We start from the raw sequence: 24,365 nt of genomic DNA on the forward strand, positions 1-24,365 counted from the left end.
CATCTTGCTCGGTTGACGCAGACTTGCATCGCCGCTGTATTCGCGCAAATTCGAATTCCGGGCTCGCGAATAAGCAGATGTTATGGCTCTTCCGATCAATCTGAGACAGGTCGAGGCCTTCAGGGCCGTCATGCGTGCCGGCCGGATGACCCTGGCGGCGGAGCTGATGTCGGTGACGCAGCCGGCCGTCAGTCGCCTGATCGCCGATCTGGAGCGCGCCACCGGTCTCACATTGTTCGAGCGCAGGAGCAATCAGATCAGGCCGACCCGTGCGGCGATCGATCTGATGCGAGAGGTGGAACGCTCCTTCGTCGGCCTGGACCGGATCGCTTTGCTCGCCCAGGAGATCGGGCGGCATTCGGCCGGAACCTTGCGGATTGCTGCCATGCCCGCTTTGGGCAATGGACTGCTGCCGCGCTTCCTGGCCCGCTTCCTACGCGATAAGCCGGGCCTGAACGTGTCCCTGGATACGCTGCCTTCCGCCATGGTCATCGAGGCGGTGGCTGTCGGCCAGGCCGATATCGGCTATGCGGATGAACCGCTGGACAGGAGCGGCTTCCTCGTCGAGGCCTATCCTGCCGCCGCGCTTGTCGCTCTGCCGGCGCGCCACCCTCTGGCCGGCAAGACCGTCATCGCACCCGGCGATCTTGCCGGCGAACGCGTCATCAACCTGGATCCCGGCACATTGTTTGCGATGCGGGTTGAATTGGCGCTGGCCGGCGTGCCGCGCCTTGCCGCGCTTGAAACAAGGCTCTCCTACACGGCCCTCACCTTGGTGGTCGAAGGTGCGGGCATTGTCTTGGTCGATCCGGCATCGGCGAGCGAGTTCGCGGGGCGGGGTATCGTCTTTCGCCCCTTCAGCATTTTCATCGATGCCGGTTTCCAGATGATCCGTTCGGCAAGCCAGGTGCGTCTCGAGGTGGCGGAGCGCTTTGCCAGCGAATTCGATGCTTATCTGAAGGAGCACCTCGGCGAGATGCTTCAGCCCGAGCGATAGGGCAATCGGTATCTCTCAATAGGCGAGACGGCCCCGCAGATCGTCGAACGGAATCATCACATGCTGCCGATATGGCGTGCGCGCCATGAGACGCTCGTACCACGCCTGCACATTGGGAATGTGAGGGCGCGAAATATCGAGGTTGAAATAGCGATAGAGCGCGGTGCCGACGGCGATGTCTGCCAGGCTGAGATCGTCGCCCAGCATATGGCATCTGCCTTCCAGCCAGCGATCGAGCAGGAGGAAATGGGTGCTGCAGCATTCGATGCCGCGACGGATGCGCGGCCAGTCCCTTTGGGCTTCCGGCGTGCGGTAGAAGCCCCAGAACACGTCGGAGAGGAAGGCAGGCTGCAGCGCCGTCTGCGACCAGTCCATCCAGCGTTCGAATTGGGAGCGCTCGCCGGCATCGTCAGGCCAGAAACGCCCGGCGCCGAAGCGGGCGGCGAGGTAGCGCAGGATCGTGTGCGATTCCCACACGATGACGCCGGCATCGTCAATGACCGGCACCCGGCCATGGGGGTTGAGCGCCAGGAATTCGGGTGTATCGAGGCCGCCGAAATCGCCGCCCGCAGGAATATGGTCATGGGCGATGCCGAGTTCGCCGACCAGCCACATCACCTTCTGGACGTTGAAGGAATTTCGGCGTCCCCAGATCTTCAGCATGCCGGGCAGCCCTTGATGTCAAAAGGGCGCGAACCGGCATGGTCGCGCCCCGTCATTCGATTGCAAGCCGGATCCAACTCTCTGTTTTTACGCATTTTCTCAATCGAAAAGTCTGTCAGCTTTTCTGGAAAACGCTTTTGCGAGGCGGAAAGTCTCAGCCCTCGCCGGAGATTCGCTCGATCTGGGCGCCGCAGGCTGCAAGCTTGCGTTCCAGGTTCTCGAAGCCGCGGTCGAGATGGTAGATGCGATTGACGACGGTGTCGCCCTGGGCGGCGAGGCCCGCGATCACCAGCGACACCGAGGCGCGCAGATCGGTCGCCATCACCGGCGCGCCCTTGAGGGTCGAGACCCCCTCGACGATCGCCGTCTGGCCATCGAGATGGATATGGGCGCCGAGGCGGGCCAATTCCTGCACGTGCATGAAACGGTTCTCGAAGATCGTTTCGGTGATGCGCGACTTGCCCTTGGCCTTGGTCATCAGGCCCATCAGCTGGGCCTGCAGGTCGGTGGGGAAGCCCGGGAAGGGCTCGGTGGTCACGGCGACCGGATCGATGCCATGGCCGTTGCGGCGCACGCGGATGCCTTCATTGGTGGCGGCGATCTCGGCGCCGGCCTCGCGCAGCACGTCGAGCGCATTCTCGAACAGTTCGGGCTGGGCGCCTTCCAGCATGACGTCGCCGCCGGCCATCGCCACGCACATGGCATAGGTGCCGGCCTCGATACGGTCGGAGATCACGCGGTGATGCGCACCCTGCAGGCGGCTGACGCCTGATATCTCGATGGTGGAGGTGCCGGCGCCCTTGATCTTGGCGCCCATCTTGATCAGGCAGTCGGCGACATCGACGATCTCGGGCTCGCGCGCCGCATTGTGGATGACGGTGGTGCCCTCGGCGAGCGTCGCGGCCATCAGCGCGACATGGGTGCCGCCCACGGTGACCTTGGGAAAGTCGATCTCGGCGCCCTTCAGGCCGTTCTTCGCCTCGGCGACGGCGTAACCGTTCTCGATGTCGATCTTGGCACCGAGCCGTTCCATCGCCATCAGCAGGAAGTCGACCGGGCGCGTGCCGATGGCGCAGCCGCCGGGCAGGGAGACGCGGGCATGGCCCATGCGGGCGAGCAGCGGGCCGAGCACCCAGAAGCTGGCGCGCATGCGCGAGACCAGTTCGTAGGGTGCGGTGGTATCGACGATGGAGCGCGCATCGAGACGCACCGTCTGGCCGGTCAGTTCCAGCTCGCCCGGGCGCTTGCCGGCAATGGTGACGTCGAGGCCGTGATTGCCGAGGATGCGGGCAAGCAGGGCGACGTCGGCCAGGCGTGGCACATTGGTGAGGGTGAGCACGTCTTCGGAGAGCAGGCTCGCGATCATCAGCGGCAGGGCAGCGTTCTTGGCGCCGGAAATCGGAATGACGCCGTGGAGCGGCGCGCCGCCGGTGATCTTGATTCGATCCATGGTCGATCCTTCGGAATGGCTTCGGCCTCGCCCGTGATCGGCGCAGTGGCGGCCGGGAGGCAAGCAGTCGAGCAGCGTAAGAGATAAGGTTAACCGGTTTGAGTAAACGAAGCGCAAAGGCCGGACAAGGGCGAAGCCCGGGCAGAATCGCGGCAGGGCCTATTCGCTGTCGTCCTGTGGCATTTTCGCATCGCCGTCGGCACTTTCCCGGCCTTCGCCCGATAATGCATCGCGCCCGGCGTCACGCCCGCGCGACTGGCTCTTGCGCCGGCCGAGATTGGCGCGCAGGGCCTTGGCCAGGCGCTCGGCCCGCTTTTCGGCCTCGGTTTTCACGGGTGTTTTCATCAAATGACGACTTTATGCAGCAACCGGCTTGCGCCGGCGCCTCCCTTGTGGCACTAGAGCGCCGCGCCGGGCAAGTCCTTCGGCAGAAGCTGCAGTAGCTCAGTGGTAGAGCACTCCCTTGGTAAGGGAGAGGTCGAGAGTTCAATCCTCTCTTGCAGCACCATCTCAATTCCTGAAATTTCTGATCGCTCAAGCCGTCGTTCCGGCGATTTGCGTTGCGCATTCAAGCATCTGTCCTTGATACGGCTCTCCGAAAGCCGCAGGGCCCCGCTGCATCCGAGACCTTTCGGTCAGGCGGATTCGCTGGGGATGTCTTTGGGCGATGGGCAGGACGGCCAAAAGAAACGGGCCGGAGATCCGGCCCGTAAACATCTTCCTATGGCTTGGCGAACGCCGATCCTGCCTCAAATCTCGGGGCGAACCAGCGTCTTGGCCGGTGGCCGCAGGTCGTAGATCGCTTCCAGTTCTGCCAGCATGTCCGGCAGGGACTTCGCGCCGGTGGCGGGAGAGGGCACTTCCTCGGTCACGTCGCCGTTGCGGATATGCTCCTGCCATTGGGCTTCGCTCATCTGGCCGGAAAGATAGCAGGCGCGAAGAAGATTGGCTTGTTCGGTAGTCATTGCAATCGATTGGCTGAAAGGGAAACAGGTATCGCCATGATAAAGCGAGGCGTCGCGCGGCCAAGTCAGCAATTAGGCGTTGGCCTGCGCCGAAAGAACTAGTCTGGAGGGAGTACGCCTCGCCCGGGGCCATGATGAGGCCGCATCAAGGAAAGTCTGTGATGCCAGGCGCGATGGCGGCGAGGCGAAGGGGCGGTCCCGAATCAGGAGACGGCCCGACTATGCCCGCTCAGGCGAGCGCGGCAGGACGTATGGCGATGCCGGGAAGGCGAGTTTCGATTTTTTCGGGCGCGGTTGAAGTTGCTGATGTGGTTGACGTTGCGTTAATCTTCCGCTCGTTCAAGACAAACCAGCGATGAGCAATTAAAATTACGAGAGCTACAATAAGATCGAGGACGATCATGCTGAGCATGGTCGAATTAAAAAAATAACTGAACCAGTCGCTGGAAATCTGAGCGTTTTGCGAAATATCTGTCATTCCCTGGTTGAACTCCAGTTCACCTACAGCGCCCCGCCGCCCGGTAGCCTTACGCTAGGGATGATTAGGTTGCACAAACGTTAACGCATGTCTCGTTATTTTGCCGTGACCGAGCGCACAGGATGCGCGGCACGATGCCACGCGGCTGCGCGGGAGAGGCCGGCCTACCTTGTCGGTGCCTGTTACCGGCCCTCGGGCGTCAGCGCGGAGACAAACGGTGAGCTACGGACTTTATATCGGCAGGAACCATACGGCTGACGGCATCGCCTATCTCGCCGGCTATGGCGATGAACCCTCGAGCCATTGGCTCGAGCTCCTGCCTCGCTGCCGGCATGAGGCGGATGCGCGCATCCCGGTCGGCGTGACGCCGCAGGCCGATCTGCCCGGCCGCATGAGCGAGATCCCGCAGGTTTCCGAAACGGCGCGGCATCTGCGCGTCAGCTACAGCTACTACAAGGGCGTGCCGGCCCCGCTCACCAATGGCGGCCTCAACGAACATGGCGTCGCCGTGCGCGACATCTGGTCATCTTCGCGCCCCGACCTGGTGGCGATGACGCCGGTGGACCAGACCGGCCCCAATTACAGCGACCTTGCTCGCCTCGTCCTGGAGCGGGCGCGCACGGCCCGCGACGGCGTCGATATCATCGCCGACCTGATCGCCCGCCACGGCTATGCCGACTATGGCGGCAATTCGCATCTGATCGCCGATGCCGAGGAGGCCTGGGTGGTGATCGAGTTCTCGGGTGGCCGAGGCCTGTGGGTGGCGGAGCGGCTCGGGCCGGATGCCATTCGCGCCTCCCGGCCGGGCTATGTCGGGCTGGTGCCGATCGAGGATCCAACCCGGGCGGATTTCCTCTATCCGCCGCACTTCGTCTCCTTCGCGCAGGAACAAGGGTGGCATCGGCCTGGCACGCCCTTCGATGCCAATGCCGTCTATGGCGACGGCAAGGGCCGCTGGGCCGGCGTGCAGTGGATCGAAGCGGAGATGGCGGCACGGGCGGGGCGGCCGGAGAAGATCGGCCTGGCGGACGTCTTCTGGGCGGTGCGCACGGAAAGGCTGACCGGCGACACCGCCGGCTATGGCCAGGTGGTGCCGCTGCTGGGCGCGGAGCCCGAGGCCTTGCGCCTCGTCTGGCACACCCAGGTCGGTGCGGTGGCGGCGCCGTTCGTGCCGGTGTTCCTGGGCATCGAGAGCGTGCCGGAGGAATATCGTCGGCATCGCTATCTCAGCGATGGGGAGGCCGCACGCTTCCTCGACACACGCCATGCCGAGAAGGGGCGCCCCGAAACCTTGTCGGCGGTGCCGCAGGGCATCGAATCGACCCGCTCGGCCGGACTCGCCGGCAAGCGGCTGCTCAACCTGCTCTTCCAGCACCACGAAACCTTCCTGCCCGAAGCCCTGGCACTATGGCAGGCGATCGAGGCGACGCTCATCGGGGAGCAGGCGCGAATTGCACGCAGCGCCGCAGTGCTGATCCAGGCCGGCGAGCCGGATCTCGCCGCGCACCTCCTCACCTATTTCACCGGCACGGAGCTGCGGCGTGCCCTCGATACCATGGAGCAGTTGGCGCAGTCCCTGGAGATCAGGACACGCCATCTCTTCGGCTTCAGGACGGAACGCGTCCCGCGTGCCCCTGAGCAAATATGGTGACAGGACCGCTGCGCCCCAGCATCGCTGCCATCCCTGCAAGGCTCAGCACCAGGGCGAAGGGAATGAGGCGAAAGGTGAAGGAGGCGTGCTGGATGGTGTGGTTGGCCTTGAGCTCCACCACCAGCATCGGCAGGAGCGTCAGCGCCAGAACGGCGAGCGCGCCGGCCGCCCGGCCGCGCCGCAGCGCCAGCGAGAACAGCACGAGCCAGGCCAGGAGGCAGGCCGCGATCGGCCACCAGCCCAGAGGCATGGCCGCGCTTTCCAGCAGCATCTCGTAGAGGGCCCGCAAAGGCCGGTAGACCCCGTCGCCGCCGCCGAACCAGCGGGCGAAATCCTGGCTCGGCACCGAGGTCTGTTCCCCGAAGATCCGTCCGGCGAGGACCACCAGGCCCCATTTCGTCGCCCACATGGCGAAATAGCCGGCTATAACAATGGCCTGCAGGTGGATGGCCTGCACCAGGCTGGCGCCGAGCGGGCGCTGCTCCGCCAGCACGGCGCGCAGCAGGAAGGTCCAGCCGAGCACATAGGCCAGCAGGTCGGGATTGTAGAGAAAATCGAAGAAATTGTAGACCGCGCCCATGGCGAAGGCCCAGGGCGCAAAGCCAAGCAGCTCCATCGGCCCCCGCTTGCGCAAGGCGACCGTCCAGCACAGCAGGAGGACCGAGAGGGAAATCGTGTGGGTCGGCGTCAGGCCTGATATCGGCAGGTCCGTCATCACCAGGCCCAGGGCCGTCACGGCCAGGAGCGTGGCGACCCGCGCCGGGCTCGCCGTGCCTCGGAGGACGGGAGGCAGGAACGGTGCCAGCGCCACAAAGGCGCACAGGAAGAGGAGGGCGCCGCCCCAGAGCTGCAGGCTGCGATAGGAGAAGAACGACAGGAATGGCTCGGTAATGAGGCGATAGCCGTGCCAGTAGCGCGAATAGGGGTAATGTGGCTGTTCGGAGCCGGCGAGTTGGTCGCGCAGGCTGTCGCAGATTGACTTCGGCGGCTGCCACAGCAGGGCCGGGGACTGCAGCGTGAAAGTGATCGGGTTGGTCGCCCCTGGCGCGATTGCCGTCGACAGGCCGACGCATTCGCTGAAATGGCTGAGCCGGTGCCGGCCGATGCGCTCGAACGCTTCGTGATCGCCGAAGGACTGGCTGGCAAAGGCCTGCCGGACTGCTTCCTTGATGGCCTCGGGTCGGCGCAGGCCGTCGGCCAGCCCCAGCGAGAGGGAAGCCAGCACGACGATCACGGCGAGGGCTGCTAGCGCCCGCGCGAGGGTTTTGGCGATGGCGGTCAGATCCACGCGGTGAGCCCCGCATTCCGGTAGCAATACGCCGGAACTGGCGGCAAATGCCGTATCTTGTCAATTCACTCGAGTTGCCTCGCGAACAGGCACGCGACTTGTCGGTTTGCTGGAAAGACTTTACGGCGCGATTGCACAAATATTAGGCGCTTCCTGAGAACGGGAGGCCTGTACATCCGGGGCCAAAGGCGGCATAGCGCAGGGAAAGCATCGATGGGCTCGGGACTCCCGGGCAAACAGGGAGAAGCCGAAAAAATGGCACAGGCAGATATCGCAGTCATCGGCATGGCAGTCATGGGGCGCAACCTCGCCATGAACATTGCCGAGAAGGGATTCAAGGTCGCCGTCTACAACCGTTCCTCGGCCCGTACCGACGAGGCCTTGGTCGAAGCCGGCGATCTCGCCGGCAACATGATCGCCTGCCGCTCGATCGAGGAACTGGTCGCCGCCCTCAAGCCGCCGCGCGCGTTGCTGCTGATGGTGAAGGCGGGCGCCGCCGTCGACGAGACCATCGCCCAGCTCAAGCCGCATCTGGCCAAGGGCGACATCATCATCGATGCCGGCAATGCCAATTATCGCGACAGCGTCGCCCATGACCAGGCCTTGTCGGCCGAGGGCTTCGAGTTCCTCGGCGTCGGCGTCTCCGGCGGCGAAGAAGGCGCCCGCCACGGCCCGTCGATCATGGTTGGCGGCAGCCAGAAGGCTTGGGAGCGCGTCCAGCCCGTGCTGACGGCGATCGCCGCGCGCTATCAGGGCGAATCCTGCTGTGCCTATATGGGCCCGGCCGGCGCCGGCCATTTCGTCAAGACGCTGCACAACGGCATCGAATATGCCGACATGCAGATGATCGCCGAAGCCTATGGCCTGATGCGGGCCGGCCTCGGCATGGCGCCGTCGGCCATTGCCGATGTGTTCGAAGGCTGGACCAGGGGCCCGCTCGCCTCCTATCTCACTGAGATCACCGTACAGGCCCTGCGCAGCACCGATCCCTCGACCGGCAAGCCGTTGGTCGACATCATTCTCGACAGTGCCGGCCAGAAGGGCACGGGCCGCTGGTCGGCCATAGAGGCACTCGATCTCGGCGTGCCGGCGAGCGCCATCGCCGCGGCGGTCGAGGCGCGTGGCCTGTCCAGCATGCGCAGCCTGCGCCAGGCGGTGAACGGCGCTCTCGGCGATGCCGAACGGGCCGCAATCGGTGCGGCGACGCCCGAGATCATCGCCGAGATCGAGAAGACGCTGCTCACCGGCAAGATCCTGGCCTATGCCCAGGGCTTCGACGTTTTGGCGGCCGGCTCCAAGCAATTCGGCTGGAACCTGCCGCTCGCCGAGATCGCCAAGATCTGGCGCGCCGGCTGCATCATCCGTTCGCGCATGCTCGATGCCATGTCGCGCGCCTATTCGGCGACGCCGGCGCCCGAATCGCTGATCCTCGACCCCGATTTCGCCGGCGAGCTCAAGGCGAGCCTGCCGGCTGCGCGGAAAATCCTCGGCCTTGCCGTGGCCAATGGCCATCCGGTGCCGGCGCTGACCTCGGCGCTCAATTATCTGCAGCAATTGCGTGCCAGCCGGGCCACCGTGGACCTGGTGCAGGCCCAGCGCGACATCTTCGGCGCCCACGGCTTTGAGCGCATCGACCAGCCCGGTGCCCATCACGGCCCTTGGCACACCGGCGCCGAGTAATTGAGGCAAAGTGCGATTTCCGCATGTCGCACTTTCTCTCCAACGCTTTGCATGGGTGCGTTTTCCAGGTCGAGAAGCCTCTCGGCTCTTCTGGAAAACATTCATGAAAAAAGGGGCATGGTCCGCCATGCCCCCCCTCGCAATGCCGATGTCGGACAGCCGACGCCTATTTTCAGAAACGATTGGGAACGCAGCGCCGGCCGGACGAGGCGGGGTGCGTGCCTCGAGGGCAGGTCGGGCGGCGATAGGCCGGGCCGGGACGCTGGAAACGGTCTGCGCGGCGGAATTCGCAGCGCCCGAAGCGGTTGCGTTCCATGCCCGGTCCGCAGCGGAAGGCAATTTCGTTGACGACCAACGAGCCCTTCGTCATCGGGGTGGAGGCAGGCATGGCCTGCGCTGCGCCCGATGCCACAGCAATAAATCCAAGTGCGGCAGCGATCTTTACAATTCTTAACATAGTATCCGTCTCCGTAGGTGAATATTAGCAGCCCGCCAACCAACGTAACGTAGGGGAATGTTGCGTCGTTGGGTATATGGAAGAGGGCGAAAAGTGTCAATGTGTGGCAATTGTTCAGGCCTAAACGCGCACATGCGCCGGCATGCGTGGTAAATTTTTAGTATTCTTGCCAGGGGTCACCTACTTGCTCGGGTTGGCCATTTTTCTGAACACGCTGTCTATGGCGTTCATCAGCAGCATGTCGGGCTGGTGCCGACAGACGCCCTTCACCGCCAGGATGATGCCGTTGCCGTCCGTGCGACTGCCGACCCAATGATTGTCGTTGCGGCTGTTGAGCCCGGTCCACCAGCCGAGAATCCAGCTATTGCCCTCGCCTTCGAGGCGTGTGGTGGAGAGCCAATATTTGCACGGCATTGTGCCGACGCCGAGCGCCATATAGTCATAGGCCCGGGCGGACGACGTGGTGATGAAGGCAGCTGCCGCTGCCAGGCAGAGCGCCCCGACGCGACTCATGCGTGGACCTTGTCGGGCAATTCCAGGACGGTCCGGTCGCTTGCAGACCCCTCCTGGTCGTGTCCCCGACCCGATCGGGAGGAGCCTGTTTAGAATCAGATGGAACTTACTCACCCTTCATTCCCGTCGCTGACATGATCGAATTGCGCCCCTTGCAGCAGGCGATGCCGGGCCAGGCGGACGCCGACGCCCCGGCCATGTTCCGAGATGAACTCGACCCCGCCGGTCTCGAGCGCCCGGCGGATGGCGGCGGCGTTCGCGCTGGTGATCTGTGGAACGTCGTCAAAGGCATCGGCTCGCCGGATCGTCGCCACGCCGAGGCTGGAGGCATCCGCCAGCTTCTGGGCGGTCCAGCGCAGCAGGGCACGGCCAGCCCGGATCTGCGCACCGGTAATCGGGGTAGCATGCATCACGTCAGTCCCCTCTCTTATCGGATGATCGGATAGCGCTCACGACTATACGCCGCCGGCTGTTGGGACGGAACCGGTTGCATGGCCCGCGCACCAGCAAATCCGCCGAATCCTGCGGGTTAATCTCGGCGGCAACTCTATAATGCATATTCCATGCACTATGCTTGACTTTGCCCGGGCAGGCCGCTCTGATGACCTGAAGAGAAAGCCAGGATGTATTCCTGTTCCGGCCGTGCCCCCCGCGACCGGGATCAGGAATATGCGCATGCCTTGGCGGGATACAGGGAGCCCAGCATGGCCAGGATCGAACGCATCGAATTGTCGATGGTGGTGCTCGAGCCCAAGGTGAAACGCGTCGATGCCATCCAGTCCTTCGTGGCACAGGAGACGCCGATCGTTCGCATCTTCGACAGCGATGGAGCAATCGGCATCGGCTATAGCTATACGATCGGTACGGGCGGGCATTCGGTCCTGGAACTCCTGGCGCGCACCTTCGCGCCGGCCCTGATCGGGCGCGAGGCCGCCATGGTCGAGCAGATCTGGCGCGATCTGCTCTTCCTCAGCCATGCCACTTCGGTGGGAGCCATCACCTCGCTCGCGCTTGCCGCGGTCGATACGGCGTTGTGGGATCTGCGTTGCCGCAAGGCCGGCCTGCCCCTGCATGTCATGGCTGGTGGCGCCCAGGACAGGGTCCGGCTCTACACCACTGAGGGCGGCTGGCTGCAGCTCGACACGGCGGCGATCGTTGCCGATGCCCTCCAGGCCAAGGCCGATGGTTTCGGCGGCTGCAAGATCAAGGTCGGCAGGCCGGTGCGCGAGGATGTGAGCCGCCTCGTCGCCGTGCGCGAGGCGGTCGGCGAGGGCTTCGAGATCTTTACCGATGCCAACCAGGCCTTCGCGGTGGACGAGGCGATCCGGCGCGCCCATCATTATCGCGAGGCGGATATCGGCTGGTTCGAGGAGCCTCTGCCGGCCGATGACGTCGACGGGCATGTCAGGCTGGTCGCCTCCACCTCGATCCCGATCGCGGTCGGCGAGAGCATCTACAGCCCCTCGCATTTCCGCGACTATCTGCAGCGGCGCGCCTGTTCGGTGGTGCAGGTCGATGTCGCTCGCATCGGCGGCATCACGCCCTGGCTCAAGGTGGCGCATATGGCGGAGAGCTTCAATGTCGCCGTCTGCCCGCATTTCCTGATGGAACTGCATGTCGGCCTGTGCTGCGCCGTACCGAATGCGCGCTGGGTGGAATATATTCCCCAACTCGACGGCGTGACCGGCAATACAATGCGCATCGAGGGCGGCTATGCGCTGCCATCGCAGGAGCCGGGCCTGGGGATCGATTGGGACGAACAGGCGCTCGCCACCTTGCAGGCGGAGGGCTCGGCCAGGCGCATCACGGCTCGCTGATGGAGGGAGGACTGTCATGGCAAGGCGGCTCAAGCTGCAATTCATCGCCGTGACCTGTGACGAGGATTTCTTCCGTCCGGTCCGCAAGGGCATGGCGGATGCAGCCGCGATGATGGATGTCGAGGCGACATTCACGGGGACAAAGGGAGTTGATGCCGGGGAAATGGCAGCGCTCGCACGCCAGGCCATGGCGGAGGGCATCGACGGGCTGGCATTGGTTGCCTTCGACGGCGCTGCCTTCGCGCCGGTGGTGGCCGAGGCCCATGCCAGGGGCATTCCGGTGGTGGCTTTCAACATCGACCAAGGCAAGGGCTGTGCCGGTACGCTCAGCGGTATCGCGCAGGATTTCGGCGGCGCGGGCCGGACCCTTGGCCGGCGCGCGGCAACTGCCATCGCGCCAGGCAGTCGCGTGCTGCTTACCCTCCACGATGCCGGTATCTCGGCGCTGGAGGAACGCCGCGACGGCATCAAGGCGGCCCTGGAGGGGCACGACATCGCGTGGGTCGAGACGATAACAGGCCATCAGGTCGAGGAGGCCGCCCGGCGCGTCGAGGCGATCCTGGCCGGAGAGCCCGGTATTTCGGCGATCCTGGCCACCGGCCAGGCCGACACCGAGGGCGCAGGGGTGGCGGTGGAGCGAACGGGCCGCACGCTCTATGCCGCCGGCTTCGATCTGTCGCCTGGCATATTGCGCCTGGTCGAAGCGGGACATCTTGCCTTCACCATCGACCAGCAACCCTATGCCCAGGGCTTCTATCCGGTGATTCAGCTCGTGCTCAATTTGCGCTATGGCTTGATGCCGGCAAGCCTCGATGCCGGAGCCGCGATCGTCGACCGTGCCAATGCATCCCGGATTCGGGTTCTGTCGGAAGCGGGCTATCGTTGAGGGGCTAAGGCCAGGCGGCTTCCTTCCGGTTGCGTCACGAGTGCGATCGAGGAGACACTGTAGAAATGTCGAACATGAGCGGGCTTTTCGGGCAGGGCCAAGGTGGACCCTCGCCGGAAAAGTCTGCTTGGAGGCGAGGGGAGGGGCGGCATGGGCATCCCGGCGACAAGACGGCGATTGAACGAGATCGTCGGCGAAACGCTGGCCTCCCATATCCGCTCGGGGGCGCTGCCGGCCGGCTTCGTCATTCGGGAAAAGGCGGTCACCGATCTCTTCGGTGTCGGTCGCATGCCGGCCGTGGTCGCCCTGGCCCGTCTGGAGGCCGAACGCCTGGTCCATCGCAGGCCGGCGTTGCGGGGCGTGGTCGTCGGCCTCAGCCGTACGGTGCCGGCAAGGCCGGGCGATCTGGCCGGGCATGTCACCCTGCCCGAGGGCCTTGGGCGCGAACTCGGGCAGCGCAATTGGCGCAGCCTGATTTATCCCGCCCTGGAGCGCCAGGTGGCCTCTTGCCTGCTGTTCGGGCGCTTCCAGATCCGCACCCCGGCGCTCGCCGAGCATTTCGGTGTCAGCAGGACCATCGCCCACGAGCTCCTGCTGAGGCTCGAGCGCGTCGGTCTGGTGCGCCAGGAAGTCAATGCACGCTGGTATGCCGGCCCGCTGACACCGACCCGAATCGACGAGCTCTACGAAATGCGCATCCTGCTGGAGCCGGCGGCTCTGCGGCAGTCGGTACGAGGGCTCGAACCGTCGGTCATCGAAGAAAGGCTCGACCGGGTGTCACAGGCCCATACTGCCGAGGCGCGGTCGGATGCCTCGCTGCTGCACCGGCTCGAAACCGATCTGCATCAGGATGTCGTGCTGCGCTGCGCCAATGAGGAGTTGCGCGCCACGCTCTATCGCTGCCAATTGCCGCTGATTTCGGTGCATCTGTCGTTCGGCAGTTATGGCGAGCGCACCGACATTCCCCAGATGATCGGCATGCACAAAGTCGTGCTCGAGCACCTTGCCGGGGGGCGGGTGGAAGAGGCGGCGCTCGCCCTCGAAAGCCATTTGAGGTGCTCGCGGGACGACAATCCGGCGCGCCTCGCCGATCTGCCCGCACTTGCTCCGTCGCAGTTACACCCCTATCTCGACCCGATTTGACCCTGAAACGGCTCAAATCGACGTAAATTCAATGTCAAATATGACGGGCGCGGCTGCGCTTGCATTTCTGCGCCGATGCCAGCATAAAAGCCCATCGATCTCGGCCGGACGTTTTGGCTGTGTGGTCTCATGGCCACGCTTGCTGATGACCTTCCTACCAATTTCGACCCATGGAGCTTCGTGCCGCCGGTCGGTTGCAGGAAGTTCGATCGTGCCCATAGGAAAGGTTCGTCATGAGCACAGGTACTGTTAAGTGGTTCAACTCCCAGAAGGGCTACGGCTTCATTCAGCCAGATGACGGCTCGAAGGACGTTTTCGTTCACATCAGCGCGGTGGAACGCGCCGGCCTGCGCGACCTGCAGGAAGGCCAGAAGATCACCTATGAGCTGACCGAGGACCGTCGTTCCGGCAAGCTGGCAGCTGATCGCCTGCAGGCTTCCTAAGTCCTGCGGTCGCGTCCCGGGACGCGCCTGAATTTGAGTTAGGATGGGTGAAAGCCCATTTGGCGCCTCCGGTCGCACCGGGGGCGTTTTTGTTTGAAAGGGGGCGCTGGATCGAATCGGCTCCTCGGTATCGGGCTGCAAGGAGCGGTTTTCGACGGGTGCAAGCGACAGGGACCATGGCAGCGGAAATGGCGCTGCTGGGCCGTTCGATGATCCGAGGATGAAGATCGGTATTCTTACCGGATGGCCAGCGGAGATGTCGAGGAAGGCGGGGCGGCCTTCAGGGCATCGACATGAGTCGCGAGAGCGGCAAGATTTGAACCGGCGGCCATATCTCGGCATCGCGTCCGATGCCGCCGCGAATCGTGCGTTCGAGAAACCCTATGACCGGTCGGCACAATCAGCCTGACAATGTCTGGGCGAGCAGCATTCCGGGAGCATGGAATGAAGATTTGTACCATCCCGGCACCAAGGCCGTGCGATGGTACAGTTGGGTGGACTCGAACCACCGACCTTCGGAGCCACAATCCGACGCTCTAACCAACTGAGCTACAACTGCATCTGGGCATGCGTTTAGCGGGATCGTTCCGCTATTTCAAGTGTGCAGGCAGGGGATTTTTTCATTCGCCCCCAATCAAAGAAAAAGGCCCGGACCAAGTCCGGGCCTCGAAACGTCAGCGGAGCTGAAAAATCAGGCAACGCTCTTGAAGGTCTTCTCGACCTGAGCCTTGACCGGAGCGATCGTCTCATTGGCGACCTTCTGGGCGAGCTCGCCATATTCCTTGGCCTGGGCCGAGAAGGTCTCGGCCTGCTTGCGCAGGAAAGCGGTGTTGAGCTCGATCACGTCCGAGAAGGTCTTCACGCCGAACAGGGCGATGGCATGGTCGAAGGAAGCGTTGGTGTTGGTGCGGGCGGACTCCAGGACCTTCAGGCCGAGGGTCGAAACGCCCTTGGAAGCGGTGCTGTAGGCGCCTTCGAAAGCGCTGGAAGCTTCTTCGGCAGCAACCTTGATCTTGGCATAGGTGTCCTTGGCCTGGGCAGCGCCCTTCTCGGCGAAGTCACGGACGGAAGCAGGAATTTCCAGCTTGGAGAGATTTTCGAAGGCCAGTTCAGTTTCAGTCTTGTTCTTGGCGGCAACCATAGAACGCTCCTTGGGAGTAAGGGTGAAATTGGATCAGTGGACTTAACGAAACGTCTTGAGGAGCCTTCGGCATGACATGCCGCGATGTGGGGCGACCTCACCTGCCACAATCTATATCAAATGCCCTTGTGCGATGCAATAACTCTGTTGCAGTGCACAATCGTCCGATAAAAGCACAAATTTTAAGCGATTCATGCCCAAAATTATGCCTATCGGTGAATTTTTGTGTGTGGTCAAAACCGTGGGGATCGACGGAATTTTGCTCGATATTGCGTTGCAATAGGCATTTTTGTGACAATTCCCCGCCAAATCGGTGCTCTTCACGTCCAGAAGGCAAGGCCGGCATTACGCAAGGGAAAGTATTGCTTGCGGTCTCGACGAAGAGATATGCCGTGAATGCAAGACAGGGCTGTCTTTTTGCGGTGACGGCAAGAATAGTTCAGTTGTCTGGAATTATTAACACGCAGATTTCAAGCAGTATTTTACCTTGCACCGGGCAAGCTTCCATGCCGAAAGCCCCAAATCAATGCTCGTGTGAGGTCCTGCCCGCATCTCCCCCCGAGAGGCCGGAAGGAATCCCTCGCATTTCCTGGAGTCGAGGTCGGGCTGCGGCCTTGCCGGGCTGCCTCTACGGGCAATCCCGGCAACGCGATTCGACGAGGCCCTATTTCTTCGGCTTGGTGACGTCAGAAGCCAGCTTGCTGGCCGTGGCACCGATATCCTTGGCCTGCTCGCCGAAAGCCTGGAGCTGCGCCTTGATGAAATCGCTCTGCAGTTGCAGCACTTGCTGGGGGTCCTTGGCCTTGACCAGGCTCGAGGCGAAGTCCAACGCGGCCGCGACGTTCTGCTCGGCATAGGTCAGGGCCTTGCGACCGATATCCTTGCCGCCGGTTTGGATGGCATCGCTCGTGCCTTCGATGGTACCGGCTGCCTTGTAGGCAGCCCCCATGAAACCGTCGAACGCCTTCTTGGCCTGATCGACGCTCTTTTCCGCCAGGTCGCGCATCTCGGACGGAATTTCGAAGTTCGGCGGCTTGGTTGTCATAGGCGTCTCCTCCGTTGCCCCCGTCCCCAGGCCGGTGACGGTGCGGGTGACGATAGCGCAGGCTTGCCGTTTTAACCATGCCCCAGATCAGCGGGGGATGACGGGGGAGCGGCGATTTACCCTTTTGTTTTCCATCTGTATTCATACTTTGTTAGTCATTTCGGCAGGTTCTTGGAAAACGGCATGATCGAGGCGATGTTGCGGACGGCTTTGATGGCCGATCAGCGCCTGCAGGCGCTGATGGACGACCCGCGCCCGGCCTTTGTCTGGCATCTGGACGGGCGTGCGCTCGCCTGGGCCAATCGCGCCGGAGCCCAGAGTCTGGGGCTGCTGCCCGCCGATATCCTGCGCCAGCAATCGAGCCCAGCCCTGGTCTCGCTCTCGCCCCAGATCGCGGCCATCGCCCGTAAACTGCCGAGGCCGGGCGCCATGCGGCTCGAGCGCCTGCGCCTGCCCGGCATGGGGGCGCTCGATACCCTGTCCTGTGCCTGCCGGTCCTTTGACGGTCCGGAAGGATTTCTCGGGCTGCTGGTGCAATCGCTCGATCTTCCGCGCGGACGGCGCCAGCACAGCTGGGCCCCGCCCTCGGTCGTGGATACGCTGCCGCCTTTGCCGGGCACGGAGCCGGCCTCGATCCCGTCCGGTGAATCGCCCGCCGCCAAGCCCTTCGAGCAGAGCGGTGCCTGGCGTTGGGTCGAGGCCGATGGCGAACGTGCGGAACCGATGAGGCCCGATGCGCCGCTGTCCTCGCCACCGGAGCCCGTTCGGAGCCAGGCATCCGAGCCCTCGCCGGTGGCTCGCAGCAAGCCCTTGCGCTTTGTCTTCCAGACCGATGCGGAGGGACGTTTCGTCTCCGTTTCGACCGAATTGGCGCAGGCTCTGGGCCGGAAGGCTGCGGACTGGACTGGTCGGCGCTTCGCCGACATCGCTGCGGCGCATGGCCTGCGCGACACCACGGCCATCATCGGGGCCTTTGCCGGCCAGCGCACCTGGACCGGCCTGTCCTTCCTGTGGCCCGATTCAGTCGCGCGCCAGGAAACGCCGGTCACTTTGAGCGCGTCGCCGCAATTCCAGGGCGAGGGGCAGTTTGCCGGATTCCGTGGCTTCGGCATGGCCGGTCTGCCACGGCCGCTATCGACCCCGGTCGAGGCCGAAGCACCGCCGCCGAAAGCCACGATCGTCTGGCAGGACGCCGATCCGGCGGAGGAAGAGGAACCGGCGCCAGCGCCCGTTCCTGAAGAGCCGACATTTCGCGCGACCGCCGGGAATACCGACAGCAATGTGGTGCGCCTGCCGAACAAGCCTTCCCAAGAAAGACCGGCCTCCGAGCGGCCTGTATCTGAAAGACCCACCTCGGAGCGTTCACCTCTCGAACGGCACAGCCTGACGCCGACGGAGCGCATCGCCTTCCACGAGATCGCCAAGGCTCTCGGCGCCCGTATCGAGGGTGAGCGCCGCGAGGAGCCGGCAAGGCAGGAGGTCCGCCCCGCGGCCGAGCCCGATCATGCCGATCGCGAGAAGGCTGCAACTGCGTCGGAATCGGAAACGCGCGCCGAAAAGCCTGACACGGCGATCCCTCCTGTAGAACCGGATCCCGAGCCCGCCGAACACGCGGTCGCGCCGGCCTTGAGTGCCGACGAGATCCGCTGGCTGGAGGATGCCGCTTCGGAGCCGGAGGCCGGCCCGGGCGAAACGGTGCCCGCAAGCGCGCCGGAACCGGTGGCACGCCCGGTCAAGCTCGGACGTCTCGACAAGGTGCCGGTCGCCCTGATCGATCGGCTGCCGATCGGCATCTTCATCGCTCGCGGCGAGGACCTGCAATTCGCCAATCGCACCATGCTCGAACTGCTCGGCTATCCCGATGTCGAAGCGATCCGCCAGGTCGGCGGCCTCGACCATGTCTTTGCGGGCAGCGACCCCGTTCCCCCGGGCGAGGAGGCCAATCCCGGCGTGCTCCTGAAAACGGCTTCGGGCGAGACGATTGCCGTCGACGGCCGTGTGCAGACCACGCATTGGGATGGGGAGAGCGCCCTGCTCATTTCCGTTCGCCGCCCGCTCGGCGAGGTCGGTGCCGACAAGCTGCACGCGGCGGAACGCCGGGCCGACGAGCTCCAGGCCGTGCTCGATACCGCCACGGACGGCGTGGTGATTCTCGACGGGCAGGGCCGCATCGTCAGCATCAACCGCAGCGCCGAGGCATTGTTCGGCTATGAGCAGCGCGAGATCATCGGCAAGGACCTCCTGCTGCTGTTTGCGCCGGAGAGCCATCGGGCCGCCTTCGACTATCTCGACAGCCTGCGCTCCAACGGTGTGGCCAGCCTGCTCAACGACGGCCGCGAGGTAATCGGGCGCGTGCGCCAGGGCGGTTCGGTGCCGCTGTTCATGACCATCGGCCGGCTCGGCAGCGAGAGGACGGGCGAGGAGGCCAAGCGCTTCTGTGCCGTGCTGCGCGACGTCACCAGTTTCAAGAAGGCCGAGAGCGAATTGACGGCCGCCAAGCGCCAGGCCGAGGAGGCCTCCTCGCAGAAATCCGACTTCCTCGCCAAGATTTCGCACGAGGTGCGCACGCCCCTCAACGCCATCATCGGCTTCGCCGAGGTGATGATGGAGGAGCGCTTCGGCCCGATGGGCAATGAGCGGTACCGCTCCTATGCCCGCGACATCCATACCTCTGGCGAGCATGTCATCAGCCTGGTCAACGATCTGCTCGATCTCTCCAAGATCGAAGCCGGCAAGCTCGACCTCAGCTTCTCCAGCGTCAATCTCAACGAGGTCGTGCAGCAGTCCGTCAGCCTGATGCAGCCCCAGGCCAGCCGCGACCGCATCATCATCCGCATGGCGCTGGCCGGAAACCTGCCCAATGTGGTGGCCGACGGCCGCAGCATGCGCCAGATCGTGCTGAACCTTTTGTCGAACTCGATCAAGTTCACCCAGGCCGGCGGCCAGGCCATCATCTCCACCACCTTGTCGGAGCGCGGCGAGGCTGTGCTCAGGGTGCGCGACACCGGCGTCGGCATGACCGAACGCGAACTCGCCATCGCCATGGAGCCCTTCCGCCAGGTCGCCTCGACCACGCTGGGTGGCACCGGCCTCGGCCTGCCGCTGACCAAGGCGCTGGTGGAGGCCAACCGGGCAGCTTTCACCATCCAGTCCACCAAGAATTCGGGCACGCTGGTCGAGGTTACTTTCCCCTCGACGCGGGTGCTGGCGGAGTAAGGGTGCGTCACACGTGGCTGCCAGATCGCCGGCAAGGATATCAGAAGAGGGATGTGAGGTCGCGCCTTCCGTCGACGACACGGATGACCTCGACTTCGTTTACCGGCATGATCTCATCGTCCGGCTTGAGCCGATAAACGACGAGATAGGGTGCAATCACTAGGACTCTCGCAAATTCCCTGATTTCCGGGCGGGCGGTTCCAAGAGGAGGGTTATCGCGCAGCACAATTGGGCAACATCCTTCAAGCGATCATAGATCTTGTCTGCTGCGGCAGGACTGTCGAGGCCAATGGCTACGTAGATATCGAGCAGATCTTCTTCCGATTGCGGTGTCCAGATCAGCGCGGCGGCCATCAGGGCTTGGCTTTGATTGCTGCGAGGCGGCGACGGCCTTCGGCCCTTACAGCCTCAAAGTCGATGCTTCGGCCGGGTCCGCTGGCAATCCCCTCGTCCCAAGCCCGGCGCAGGCGCTCGATCTCGTTACGGCGCATTTCCCGCTTGACCTCCCAATCGCGCAGGGCTTCCCGCACGATCTCCGAAGTCGACGCATATTCACCGGCCTCGACGGCACCTCGGAGGCTCGAAATCTGCTTGACCGTCAGGGCGATGCTTACTTTTTCCACGGAGGCCATCAGGGCATATCCCCTTGTGTGGAGATCATGGATCTTGCTACTTTTTCCTACCATGATGCTAACAAAGGCGCAAACTTAGCCGATGGCACGCCCTAGATCCTACGGGCGCTCTCCTCCCGATGTCATCGCAGCCCCATACGCCACCGCGACCGTCGCTTCGAGCAGGAGCCGGGCGCCATCCCTGATGCTGGCGGGCTCGACATATTCGGCTTCGTTGTGGCTGATGCCGTCCCGGCAGGGCACGAAGATCATCGCTGTCGGCGCGACGCGGGCAAGGAACAGCGCGTCGTGGAAGGCGCCCGAGACCATTTTCTTGCTGGGCAAGGAGAGGCGGCCGGCCGCGGCCTCGATGGTGTCGATCATCCCGGGCGCGAAGACGCCCGGCGGCATGTCGAAGGCCATGCTGATCTCGACCGAGCAGCCCTGCTTCTCGCCCTCGATGCGGCAGATGGCCCGCACCTCGCCTTCGATGGCATCGAGCCTGATAGCCGAGGGATGGCGGAGGTCGAGGCTGAAGGTCACGGCCTTGGGGATGGCATTGACAGAACCCGGGATGGTGGCGATCCGCCCCACCGTCAGCCTGGCGTCGGCATCGGAGGGCATCACGCTGGCCTGGAGCTGATGCATCATGCCGACGGCCGCCACCATCGGGTCGCGGCGATAGGGCAGGGGCGTGGTGCCGGCATGGCCGGCCTCGCCGGTGACGGTCACCTTGAGCCAGCGCGTGCCTTGGACACCCGTCACCACGCCGATGGCGAGGCCTTCCTTTTCCAGGGACGGTCCCTGCTCGATATGGAGTTCGATATAGCCGGAGACGGGTGTGCCGAGCGGGCGCATCACCGCCTCAGGCAGGGCGGAGAGCGTTGCGGCGAGTTCGTCCGAGAAGGAGGCGCCGTCGCTGCCGGCCAGGGATTGCCATTGCGCCGGATCGGCCGCGCCGGCAAAGGCCATCGACCCCATCACGCCAGGTGCGAAACGGCTGCCTTCCTCATTCGTCCAGGCCACCACTTCGATGGGTCCCGGTGTCTGCAACCCCGCATCCTCCAGCGCTTCGAGAACCTCGAAGGCGGAGAGCGTGCCCAGCGCGCCGTCAAAGCGCCCGCCGGTGGGCTGGCTGTCGAGATGGCTGCCGATCAGCAAGGGCGGCAGGCTGTCGTCGCGGCCGCCGCGGCGGATGAAGAGATTGGCGATGGCGTCCTGGAAGACGGTAAAGCCCCGGGCCTGGGCCAGTTCGACCAGCAGGTGCCGCGCTTCCCGGTCTTCCGGGCTGAGGGCCTGGCGGTTGACACCGCCCGCCGGCGTGGCGCCGATATGGGCGAAGGCCTCCAGCCGCTGCTGCAACCGTTCGGCCCTGATTGCCGGACGTGTCATCGCGCCAGCCCGGCGATGAAGGCCGTCACGCGGGCGGGATCGACCGGGTTCCACCACACGCCGTCCTGCTTGAGGGCGCTGGCGATGATCACGCCGTCGACGATGGAGAGGATGTCGTTGGCGTTGTCAGGGGTGACGCCACTGCCCACCAGGGTCGGCAGGCCGGCGGCCTCCTTGATCATGCGGATATAGCTCAGATCCGCGGCATGGCCGGTGCGCTGGCCGGTGGCGATGATCGCATCGGCGTCGAAGAAGACGAGGTCCTTGACCAGTTCCTCCACCGGCCTGTCGGCGACGATGGCATGGGCGCCGTGCTTGACATGGGCATCGGCGAAGATGCGGATGCCGTTGGCGCGCAATCTGGCCCGGAAGCGCATGGCGCGGGCGGCCTCGCCCTCGACGAAGCCCTCATTGGCGACATAGGCGTTGGCCCATTGGTTGACCCGGATGAAGCCGGCGCCGGCGGCGCTGGCGATGGAAAGCGCCGGGATGGCGGCATTGGCGAGCACGTTGATGCCGATGGGACGACCGAGCTCGCGCCGGATGCGGTCGGAGACCACCGCCATATAGGCCGAGGTTTCCGGGCCGATGTCGTCGGGCTTGGCGAAGGGGATGTCGCCGTGGTTCTCGACGATCACGCCGTCGCAGCCGCCATGCAGATAGGCCTTCGCATCGTCGAGGCCGCGCTGATAGATCGCCTCCACCGCCTCGCCCTGATAGCGCGGGGAACCGGGAAGGGGGGCCAGATGCACCACGCCGATGACGACCTTGGTTCTGCCATAGAGGCTGGTCAGCGCATCGCCGGCAGCCTGGCCGATGGGTTTGGAGGAGGGTGTCATGGCTTTTCCGTTTCCAATGTCCTGATGAGGTCGCGAATCTCCGCCTTGCTGGGGCAGGATTCCGAGGTGCCGCTGCGCCCGACCGCGACGGCGGCGGCGGCGATGGCAAGGCTGGCGGCCTCTGCTGGCGTCATGCCGAGATCGATGCCGCCGGCGAAGATGCCGCAGAAGACGTCGCCTGCCCCGCTGGTATCGACGGCGTTGACTACCGGGGCCGGCAGGCGGCGAATGTTTCCCGTCCTGTTCTCGGCAATGAGGCAGCCCCGGGGGCCGAGGGTGACGAGAACGATGCCGGCTCCCTGCCGAAGCAGTTCCATGGCAGCTTGATCGGGGTCCTCGCAGCGGGTCAGCGCCCGGGCTTCCCCCTCATTGACGATGACGATATCGGCCGGCGGCAGTGCGGGGCCTGCTTCGGCGGGCAGCGGGCTGGGATTGAGAAGGGTGCTTGCGCCGCGGCGCCTGGCCAGTTCCAGGCAGGCCGCAGTGGCCTGCGGCGACAAATTGCCTTGCATCACCACGATATCGCCGAGCTCAATCTGCTCGGCGATATCCGTTTCCGTGCCGGGATCGAAGGCTTCGGCACACTGGCTCCCGGTGACGATGATGTTCTCGCCGCCCGTTTCCACCAGCACCGCCGAGCGGTCTGTGGGCAGGGGCTTGGCCGTGAGGCGGCAGGCGAGATTTTCGGCCACTAGGCGGTCGGTGATCCAGCCTGCCGCTGCGTCGTCGCCAATTGCCGCCCACAGCGTCACGTCCGCGCCCGTGCGTGAAGTGGCAATGGCCTGGTTGGCGCCCTTGCCGCCGATGCCGTCGGCGTGACCGGCGGCATTGAGCGTTTCGCCGGGAACCGGGAAACGCTCCAGCCGGAAGGTCGTGTCGACACAGACATTGCCGACGACATGCACCGCCATGGTTCAGCCCTTCGTGGTCGCCCAAACCAGCATCTGCTCGAACAGTTTCTTGTAGCCGTCCCAGGCGATGAAGCCCGGCGGCAGCCAATGCGGGCCGACGTCGGAGGTCCAGGCCACGGTACGCCCCTTGCCATAGGTGCCGGTCACCAGCAACGGCTGGGAGCCGTAGTCAGAGGAGACGGTGGCGAGCACCTCGGCGCCCGGCTTGAGCGTCACCTCGTTATAGCCGAGCAGGATAGGCCATTGCGTGCCGAGACCCTGCAGGATCGGGTGATCGGCTGCGCCGGTGACGACGGGGGTATAGCCCTCCGGCACTTCCACGCGGTCGTCAAAGGCAAGGCATTCGACAGGCAGCACGTCTTCCACGGGCGTCTTGCGGTAGCGGGCGCCGCCATTGATGCCCTGGAAGCTGAAATAGCCACCGAACATCAGCAGGCCGCCGCCGCTCTGCACATAGTCGCGCAGGAGGCGCAGACGGTTCGGGGTGGGCTTGGAGTGGATCCAGGTATCGGGATGGAGCAGCAGCGTGTTGGCGCCGATATCGGACAGCACGACGGCATCATAGGCGGAAAGCGCCTCGATATTTTGCGGAAAATGGCGCTGGGCTTCATGCGCGGGCATGAAGGTGATGTCGAAGGCACTGTCCTTCAGGGCGGCGAGGAGTTCATCGGCGCCGGTGTGATAGGTCGCGGTCGGGAACTGGTCGAAGCCCTTGATATGGGTCGAGGTCGAGACCCAGGATTCGCCGGCGAGCAGGATCTTCTTCTTTGACATGGTCA

At 64.3% G+C, this 24,365-nt stretch carries 25 protein-coding genes and 2 tRNA genes; 9 read left to right on the forward strand and 18 right to left on the reverse strand.

Annotated elements, in window-relative coordinates; genetic code table 11:
* Positions 1–82: 82 nt before the first annotated feature.
* Complete coding sequence (locus ACIGJE_RS09560; protein WP_415080394.1) at positions 83–997, forward strand: LysR substrate-binding domain-containing protein; 915 nt, start codon at positions 83–85, stop codon at positions 995–997.
* 15 nt (positions 998–1,012) lie between these two features.
* Here the strand turns inward: ACIGJE_RS09560 and ACIGJE_RS09565 are convergent, their stop codons facing one another.
* The 3 genes from ACIGJE_RS09565 to ACIGJE_RS09575 all read right to left on the reverse strand — a co-directional run bounded on the left by ACIGJE_RS09565 (position 1,013) and on the right by ACIGJE_RS09575 (position 3,443).
* Positions 1,013–1,660, reverse strand: coding sequence for a glutathione S-transferase family protein (locus ACIGJE_RS09565; protein ID WP_311942614.1), 648 nt, complete (start codon positions 1,658–1,660; stop codon positions 1,013–1,015).
* Positions 1,661–1,814: 154 nt separating this feature from the next.
* Entirely contained in the window at positions 1,815–3,110 is a 1,296-nt protein-coding gene (murA, locus tag ACIGJE_RS09570; RefSeq protein WP_311942611.1) for a UDP-N-acetylglucosamine 1-carboxyvinyltransferase, read from the reverse strand.
* A 159-nt stretch (positions 3,111–3,269) separates the two neighbouring features.
* Positions 3,270–3,443, reverse strand: coding sequence for a hypothetical protein (locus ACIGJE_RS09575; RefSeq protein ID WP_376717750.1), 174 nt, complete (start codon positions 3,441–3,443; stop codon positions 3,270–3,272).
* Positions 3,444–3,543: 100 nt separating this feature from the next.
* On the opposite strand from ACIGJE_RS09575, the gene ACIGJE_RS09580 reads away from it, so the two are divergent.
* Positions 3,544–3,618: transfer RNA gene (locus ACIGJE_RS09580), tRNA-Thr, on the forward strand.
* Positions 3,619–3,859: 241 nt separating this feature from the next.
* Here the strand turns inward: ACIGJE_RS09580 and ACIGJE_RS09585 are convergent.
* Positions 3,860–4,147 (reverse strand): hypothetical protein, encoded by a 288-nt coding sequence (locus ACIGJE_RS09585; protein ID WP_394310601.1) that lies wholly within the window; start codon positions 4,145–4,147, stop codon positions 3,860–3,862.
* A gap of 157 nt (positions 4,148–4,304) precedes the next feature.
* Complete coding sequence (locus ACIGJE_RS09590) at positions 4,305–4,553, reverse strand: hypothetical protein (protein WP_394310599.1); 249 nt, start codon at positions 4,551–4,553, stop codon at positions 4,305–4,307.
* A gap of 217 nt (positions 4,554–4,770) precedes the next feature.
* Here ACIGJE_RS09590 and ACIGJE_RS09595 point away from each other — a divergent pair, with 217 nt between their 5' ends.
* Positions 4,771–6,204, forward strand: coding sequence for a C69 family dipeptidase (locus ACIGJE_RS09595; protein WP_415080395.1), 1,434 nt, complete (start codon positions 4,771–4,773; stop codon positions 6,202–6,204).
* Here ACIGJE_RS09595 and ACIGJE_RS09600 read toward each other — a convergent pair.
* Entirely contained in the window at positions 6,161–7,492 is a 1,332-nt protein-coding gene (locus ACIGJE_RS09600; RefSeq protein ID WP_415080396.1) for a hypothetical protein, read from the reverse strand. The genes ACIGJE_RS09595 and ACIGJE_RS09600 overlap by 44 nt on opposite strands.
* Positions 7,493–7,747: 255 nt before the next feature.
* Between ACIGJE_RS09600 and gndA the strand changes: the two genes are divergently transcribed.
* Entirely contained in the window at positions 7,748–9,172 is a 1,425-nt protein-coding gene (gene gndA / locus ACIGJE_RS09605; RefSeq protein ID WP_415080397.1) for an NADP-dependent phosphogluconate dehydrogenase, read from the forward strand.
* A gap of 172 nt (positions 9,173–9,344) precedes the next feature.
* Here the strand turns inward: gndA and ACIGJE_RS09610 are convergent, their stop codons facing one another.
* The 3 genes from ACIGJE_RS09610 to ACIGJE_RS09620 form a co-directional block, all read right to left on the reverse strand.
* Positions 9,345–9,560, reverse strand: coding sequence for a hypothetical protein (locus ACIGJE_RS09610; RefSeq protein ID WP_415080398.1), 216 nt, complete (start codon positions 9,558–9,560; stop codon positions 9,345–9,347).
* Positions 9,561–9,809: 249 nt separating this feature from the next.
* Positions 9,810–10,142: a hypothetical protein gene (locus ACIGJE_RS09615; protein ID WP_311942589.1), complete on the reverse strand. Its 333-nt coding sequence runs from the start codon at positions 10,140–10,142 to the stop codon at positions 9,810–9,812.
* 110 nt (positions 10,143–10,252) lie between these two features.
* The gene (locus ACIGJE_RS09620; RefSeq protein ID WP_068286669.1) at positions 10,253–10,552 is read right to left on the reverse strand and encodes a hypothetical protein; all 300 of its coding nucleotides are present in this window, start codon (positions 10,550–10,552) and stop codon (positions 10,253–10,255) included.
* Between the two features lie 294 nt (positions 10,553–10,846).
* Between ACIGJE_RS09620 and ACIGJE_RS09625 the strand changes: the two genes are divergently transcribed.
* The 4 genes from ACIGJE_RS09625 (at position 10,847) to ACIGJE_RS09640 (ending at position 14,431) form a co-directional block, all read left to right on the forward strand.
* Entirely contained in the window at positions 10,847–11,959 is a 1,113-nt protein-coding gene (locus tag ACIGJE_RS09625) for a mandelate racemase/muconate lactonizing enzyme family protein (RefSeq protein WP_415080399.1), read from the forward strand.
* A 16-nt stretch (positions 11,960–11,975) separates the two neighbouring features.
* The gene (locus ACIGJE_RS09630) at positions 11,976–12,845 is read left to right on the forward strand and encodes a substrate-binding domain-containing protein (protein ID WP_415080400.1); all 870 of its coding nucleotides are present in this window, start codon (positions 11,976–11,978) and stop codon (positions 12,843–12,845) included.
* 150 nt (positions 12,846–12,995) lie between these two features.
* Positions 12,996–13,988 carry a GntR family transcriptional regulator gene (locus ACIGJE_RS09635; RefSeq protein ID WP_415080401.1) on the forward strand — a complete coding sequence of 331 codons (993 nt, stop codon included), beginning with the start codon at positions 12,996–12,998 and terminating at the stop codon, positions 13,986–13,988.
* 233 nt (positions 13,989–14,221) lie between these two features.
* Positions 14,222–14,431: a cold-shock protein gene (locus ACIGJE_RS09640; RefSeq protein WP_068286658.1), complete on the forward strand. Its 210-nt coding sequence runs from the start codon at positions 14,222–14,224 to the stop codon at positions 14,429–14,431.
* 482 nt (positions 14,432–14,913) lie between these two features.
* Here ACIGJE_RS09640 and ACIGJE_RS09645 read toward each other — a convergent pair.
* The 3 genes from ACIGJE_RS09645 to ACIGJE_RS09655 all read right to left on the reverse strand — a co-directional run bounded on the left by ACIGJE_RS09645 (position 14,914) and on the right by ACIGJE_RS09655 (position 16,617).
* Positions 14,914–14,990: transfer RNA gene (locus ACIGJE_RS09645), tRNA-His, on the reverse strand.
* Positions 14,991–15,122: 132 nt separating this feature from the next.
* Positions 15,123–15,572 (reverse strand): phasin, encoded by a 450-nt coding sequence (locus tag ACIGJE_RS09650; protein WP_068286655.1) that lies wholly within the window; start codon positions 15,570–15,572, stop codon positions 15,123–15,125.
* Positions 15,573–16,236: 664 nt separating this feature from the next.
* Positions 16,237–16,617, reverse strand: a complete 381-nt coding sequence (locus tag ACIGJE_RS09655) for a phasin (protein WP_311942575.1) — start codon at positions 16,615–16,617, stop codon at positions 16,237–16,239.
* Between the two features lie 183 nt (positions 16,618–16,800).
* Here ACIGJE_RS09655 and ACIGJE_RS09660 point away from each other — a divergent pair, with 183 nt between their 5' ends.
* The gene (locus ACIGJE_RS09660; RefSeq protein WP_415080402.1) at positions 16,801–19,833 is read left to right on the forward strand and encodes a PAS domain-containing sensor histidine kinase; all 3,033 of its coding nucleotides are present in this window, start codon (positions 16,801–16,803) and stop codon (positions 19,831–19,833) included.
* Between the two features lie 159 nt (positions 19,834–19,992).
* Here the strand turns inward: ACIGJE_RS09660 and ACIGJE_RS09665 are convergent, their stop codons facing one another.
* The 6 genes from ACIGJE_RS09665 to ACIGJE_RS09690 form a co-directional block, all read right to left on the reverse strand.
* Positions 19,993–20,187 (reverse strand): type II toxin-antitoxin system RelE/ParE family toxin, encoded by a 195-nt coding sequence (locus tag ACIGJE_RS09665; RefSeq protein ID WP_311942569.1) that lies wholly within the window; start codon positions 20,185–20,187, stop codon positions 19,993–19,995.
* A complete protein-coding gene (locus ACIGJE_RS09670; protein ID WP_394310585.1) occupies positions 20,187–20,465 on the reverse strand; it encodes a ribbon-helix-helix domain-containing protein in 279 nt (92 codons plus the stop codon). The genes ACIGJE_RS09665 and ACIGJE_RS09670 overlap by 1 nt, the downstream gene beginning before the upstream one ends.
* A gap of 99 nt (positions 20,466–20,564) precedes the next feature.
* Positions 20,565–21,836 (reverse strand): Zn-dependent hydrolase, encoded by a 1,272-nt coding sequence (locus ACIGJE_RS09675; protein ID WP_483679913.1) that lies wholly within the window; start codon positions 21,834–21,836, stop codon positions 20,565–20,567.
* Entirely contained in the window at positions 21,833–22,675 is an 843-nt protein-coding gene (locus tag ACIGJE_RS09680) for a BtpA/SgcQ family protein (RefSeq protein WP_483679915.1), read from the reverse strand. The genes ACIGJE_RS09675 and ACIGJE_RS09680 overlap by 4 nt, the downstream gene beginning before the upstream one ends.
* The gene (locus ACIGJE_RS09685) at positions 22,672–23,586 is read right to left on the reverse strand and encodes a PfkB family carbohydrate kinase (protein ID WP_483679917.1); all 915 of its coding nucleotides are present in this window, start codon (positions 23,584–23,586) and stop codon (positions 22,672–22,674) included. Before ACIGJE_RS09685 ends, ACIGJE_RS09680 begins: the two co-directional genes overlap by 4 nt.
* A 3-nt stretch (positions 23,587–23,589) precedes the next feature.
* Complete coding sequence (locus ACIGJE_RS09690) at positions 23,590–24,360, reverse strand: glutamine amidotransferase (protein WP_367624303.1); 771 nt, start codon at positions 24,358–24,360, stop codon at positions 23,590–23,592.
* Positions 24,361–24,365 lie beyond the last annotated feature (5 nt).

Source organism: Labrys sp. E2SS-1L, assembly GCF_057073705.1.

Bases quoted from the DNA above. Each gene is read 5' to 3' on its own strand.
- ACIGJE_RS09565 (WP_311942614.1), bottom strand. From the start codon at position 1,660: ATGCTGAAGATCTGGGGACGCCGAAATTCCTTCAACGTCCAGAAGGTG.
- ACIGJE_RS09640 (WP_068286658.1), top strand. From the start codon at position 14,222: ATGAGCACAGGTACTGTTAAGTGGTTCAACTCCCAGAAGGGCTACGGC.
- ACIGJE_RS09560 (WP_415080394.1), top strand. From the start codon at position 83: ATGGCTCTTCCGATCAATCTGAGACAGGTCGAGGCCTTCAGGGCCGTC.
- ACIGJE_RS09655 (WP_311942575.1), bottom strand. From the start codon at position 16,617: ATGACAACCAAGCCGCCGAACTTCGAAATTCCGTCCGAGATGCGCGAC.
- ACIGJE_RS09675 (WP_483679913.1), bottom strand. From the start codon at position 21,836: ATGACACGTCCGGCAATCAGGGCCGAACGGTTGCAGCAGCGGCTGGAG.
- ACIGJE_RS09660 (WP_415080402.1), top strand. From the start codon at position 16,801: ATGATCGAGGCGATGTTGCGGACGGCTTTGATGGCCGATCAGCGCCTG.
- murA (WP_311942611.1), bottom strand. From the start codon at position 3,110: ATGGATCGAATCAAGATCACCGGCGGCGCGCCGCTCCACGGCGTCATT.
- ACIGJE_RS09615 (WP_311942589.1), bottom strand. From the start codon at position 10,142: ATGAGTCGCGTCGGGGCGCTCTGCCTGGCAGCGGCAGCTGCCTTCATC.
- ACIGJE_RS09590 (WP_394310599.1), bottom strand. From the start codon at position 4,553: ATGACAGATATTTCGCAAAACGCTCAGATTTCCAGCGACTGGTTCAGT.
- ACIGJE_RS09690 (WP_367624303.1), bottom strand. From the start codon at position 24,360: ATGTCAAAGAAGAAGATCCTGCTCGCCGGCGAATCCTGGGTCTCGACC.
- ACIGJE_RS09685 (WP_483679917.1), bottom strand. From the start codon at position 23,586: ATGGCGGTGCATGTCGTCGGCAATGTCTGTGTCGACACGACCTTCCGG.
- ACIGJE_RS09635 (WP_415080401.1), top strand. From the start codon at position 12,996: ATGGGCATCCCGGCGACAAGACGGCGATTGAACGAGATCGTCGGCGAA.
- ACIGJE_RS09680 (WP_483679915.1), bottom strand. From the start codon at position 22,675: ATGACACCCTCCTCCAAACCCATCGGCCAGGCTGCCGGCGATGCGCTG.
- ACIGJE_RS09630 (WP_415080400.1), top strand. From the start codon at position 11,976: ATGGCAAGGCGGCTCAAGCTGCAATTCATCGCCGTGACCTGTGACGAG.
- ACIGJE_RS09650 (WP_068286655.1), bottom strand. From the start codon at position 15,572: ATGGTTGCCGCCAAGAACAAGACTGAAACTGAACTGGCCTTCGAAAAT.
- ACIGJE_RS09620 (WP_068286669.1), bottom strand. From the start codon at position 10,552: ATGCATGCTACCCCGATTACCGGTGCGCAGATCCGGGCTGGCCGTGCC.
- ACIGJE_RS09665 (WP_311942569.1), bottom strand. From the start codon at position 20,187: ATGGCCGCCGCGCTGATCTGGACACCGCAATCGGAAGAAGATCTGCTC.
- gndA (WP_415080397.1), top strand. From the start codon at position 7,748: ATGGCACAGGCAGATATCGCAGTCATCGGCATGGCAGTCATGGGGCGC.
- ACIGJE_RS09625 (WP_415080399.1), top strand. From the start codon at position 10,847: ATGGCCAGGATCGAACGCATCGAATTGTCGATGGTGGTGCTCGAGCCC.
- ACIGJE_RS09670 (WP_394310585.1), bottom strand. From the start codon at position 20,465: ATGGCCTCCGTGGAAAAAGTAAGCATCGCCCTGACGGTCAAGCAGATT.
- ACIGJE_RS09610 (WP_415080398.1), bottom strand. From the start codon at position 9,560: ATGCCTGCCTCCACCCCGATGACGAAGGGCTCGTTGGTCGTCAACGAA.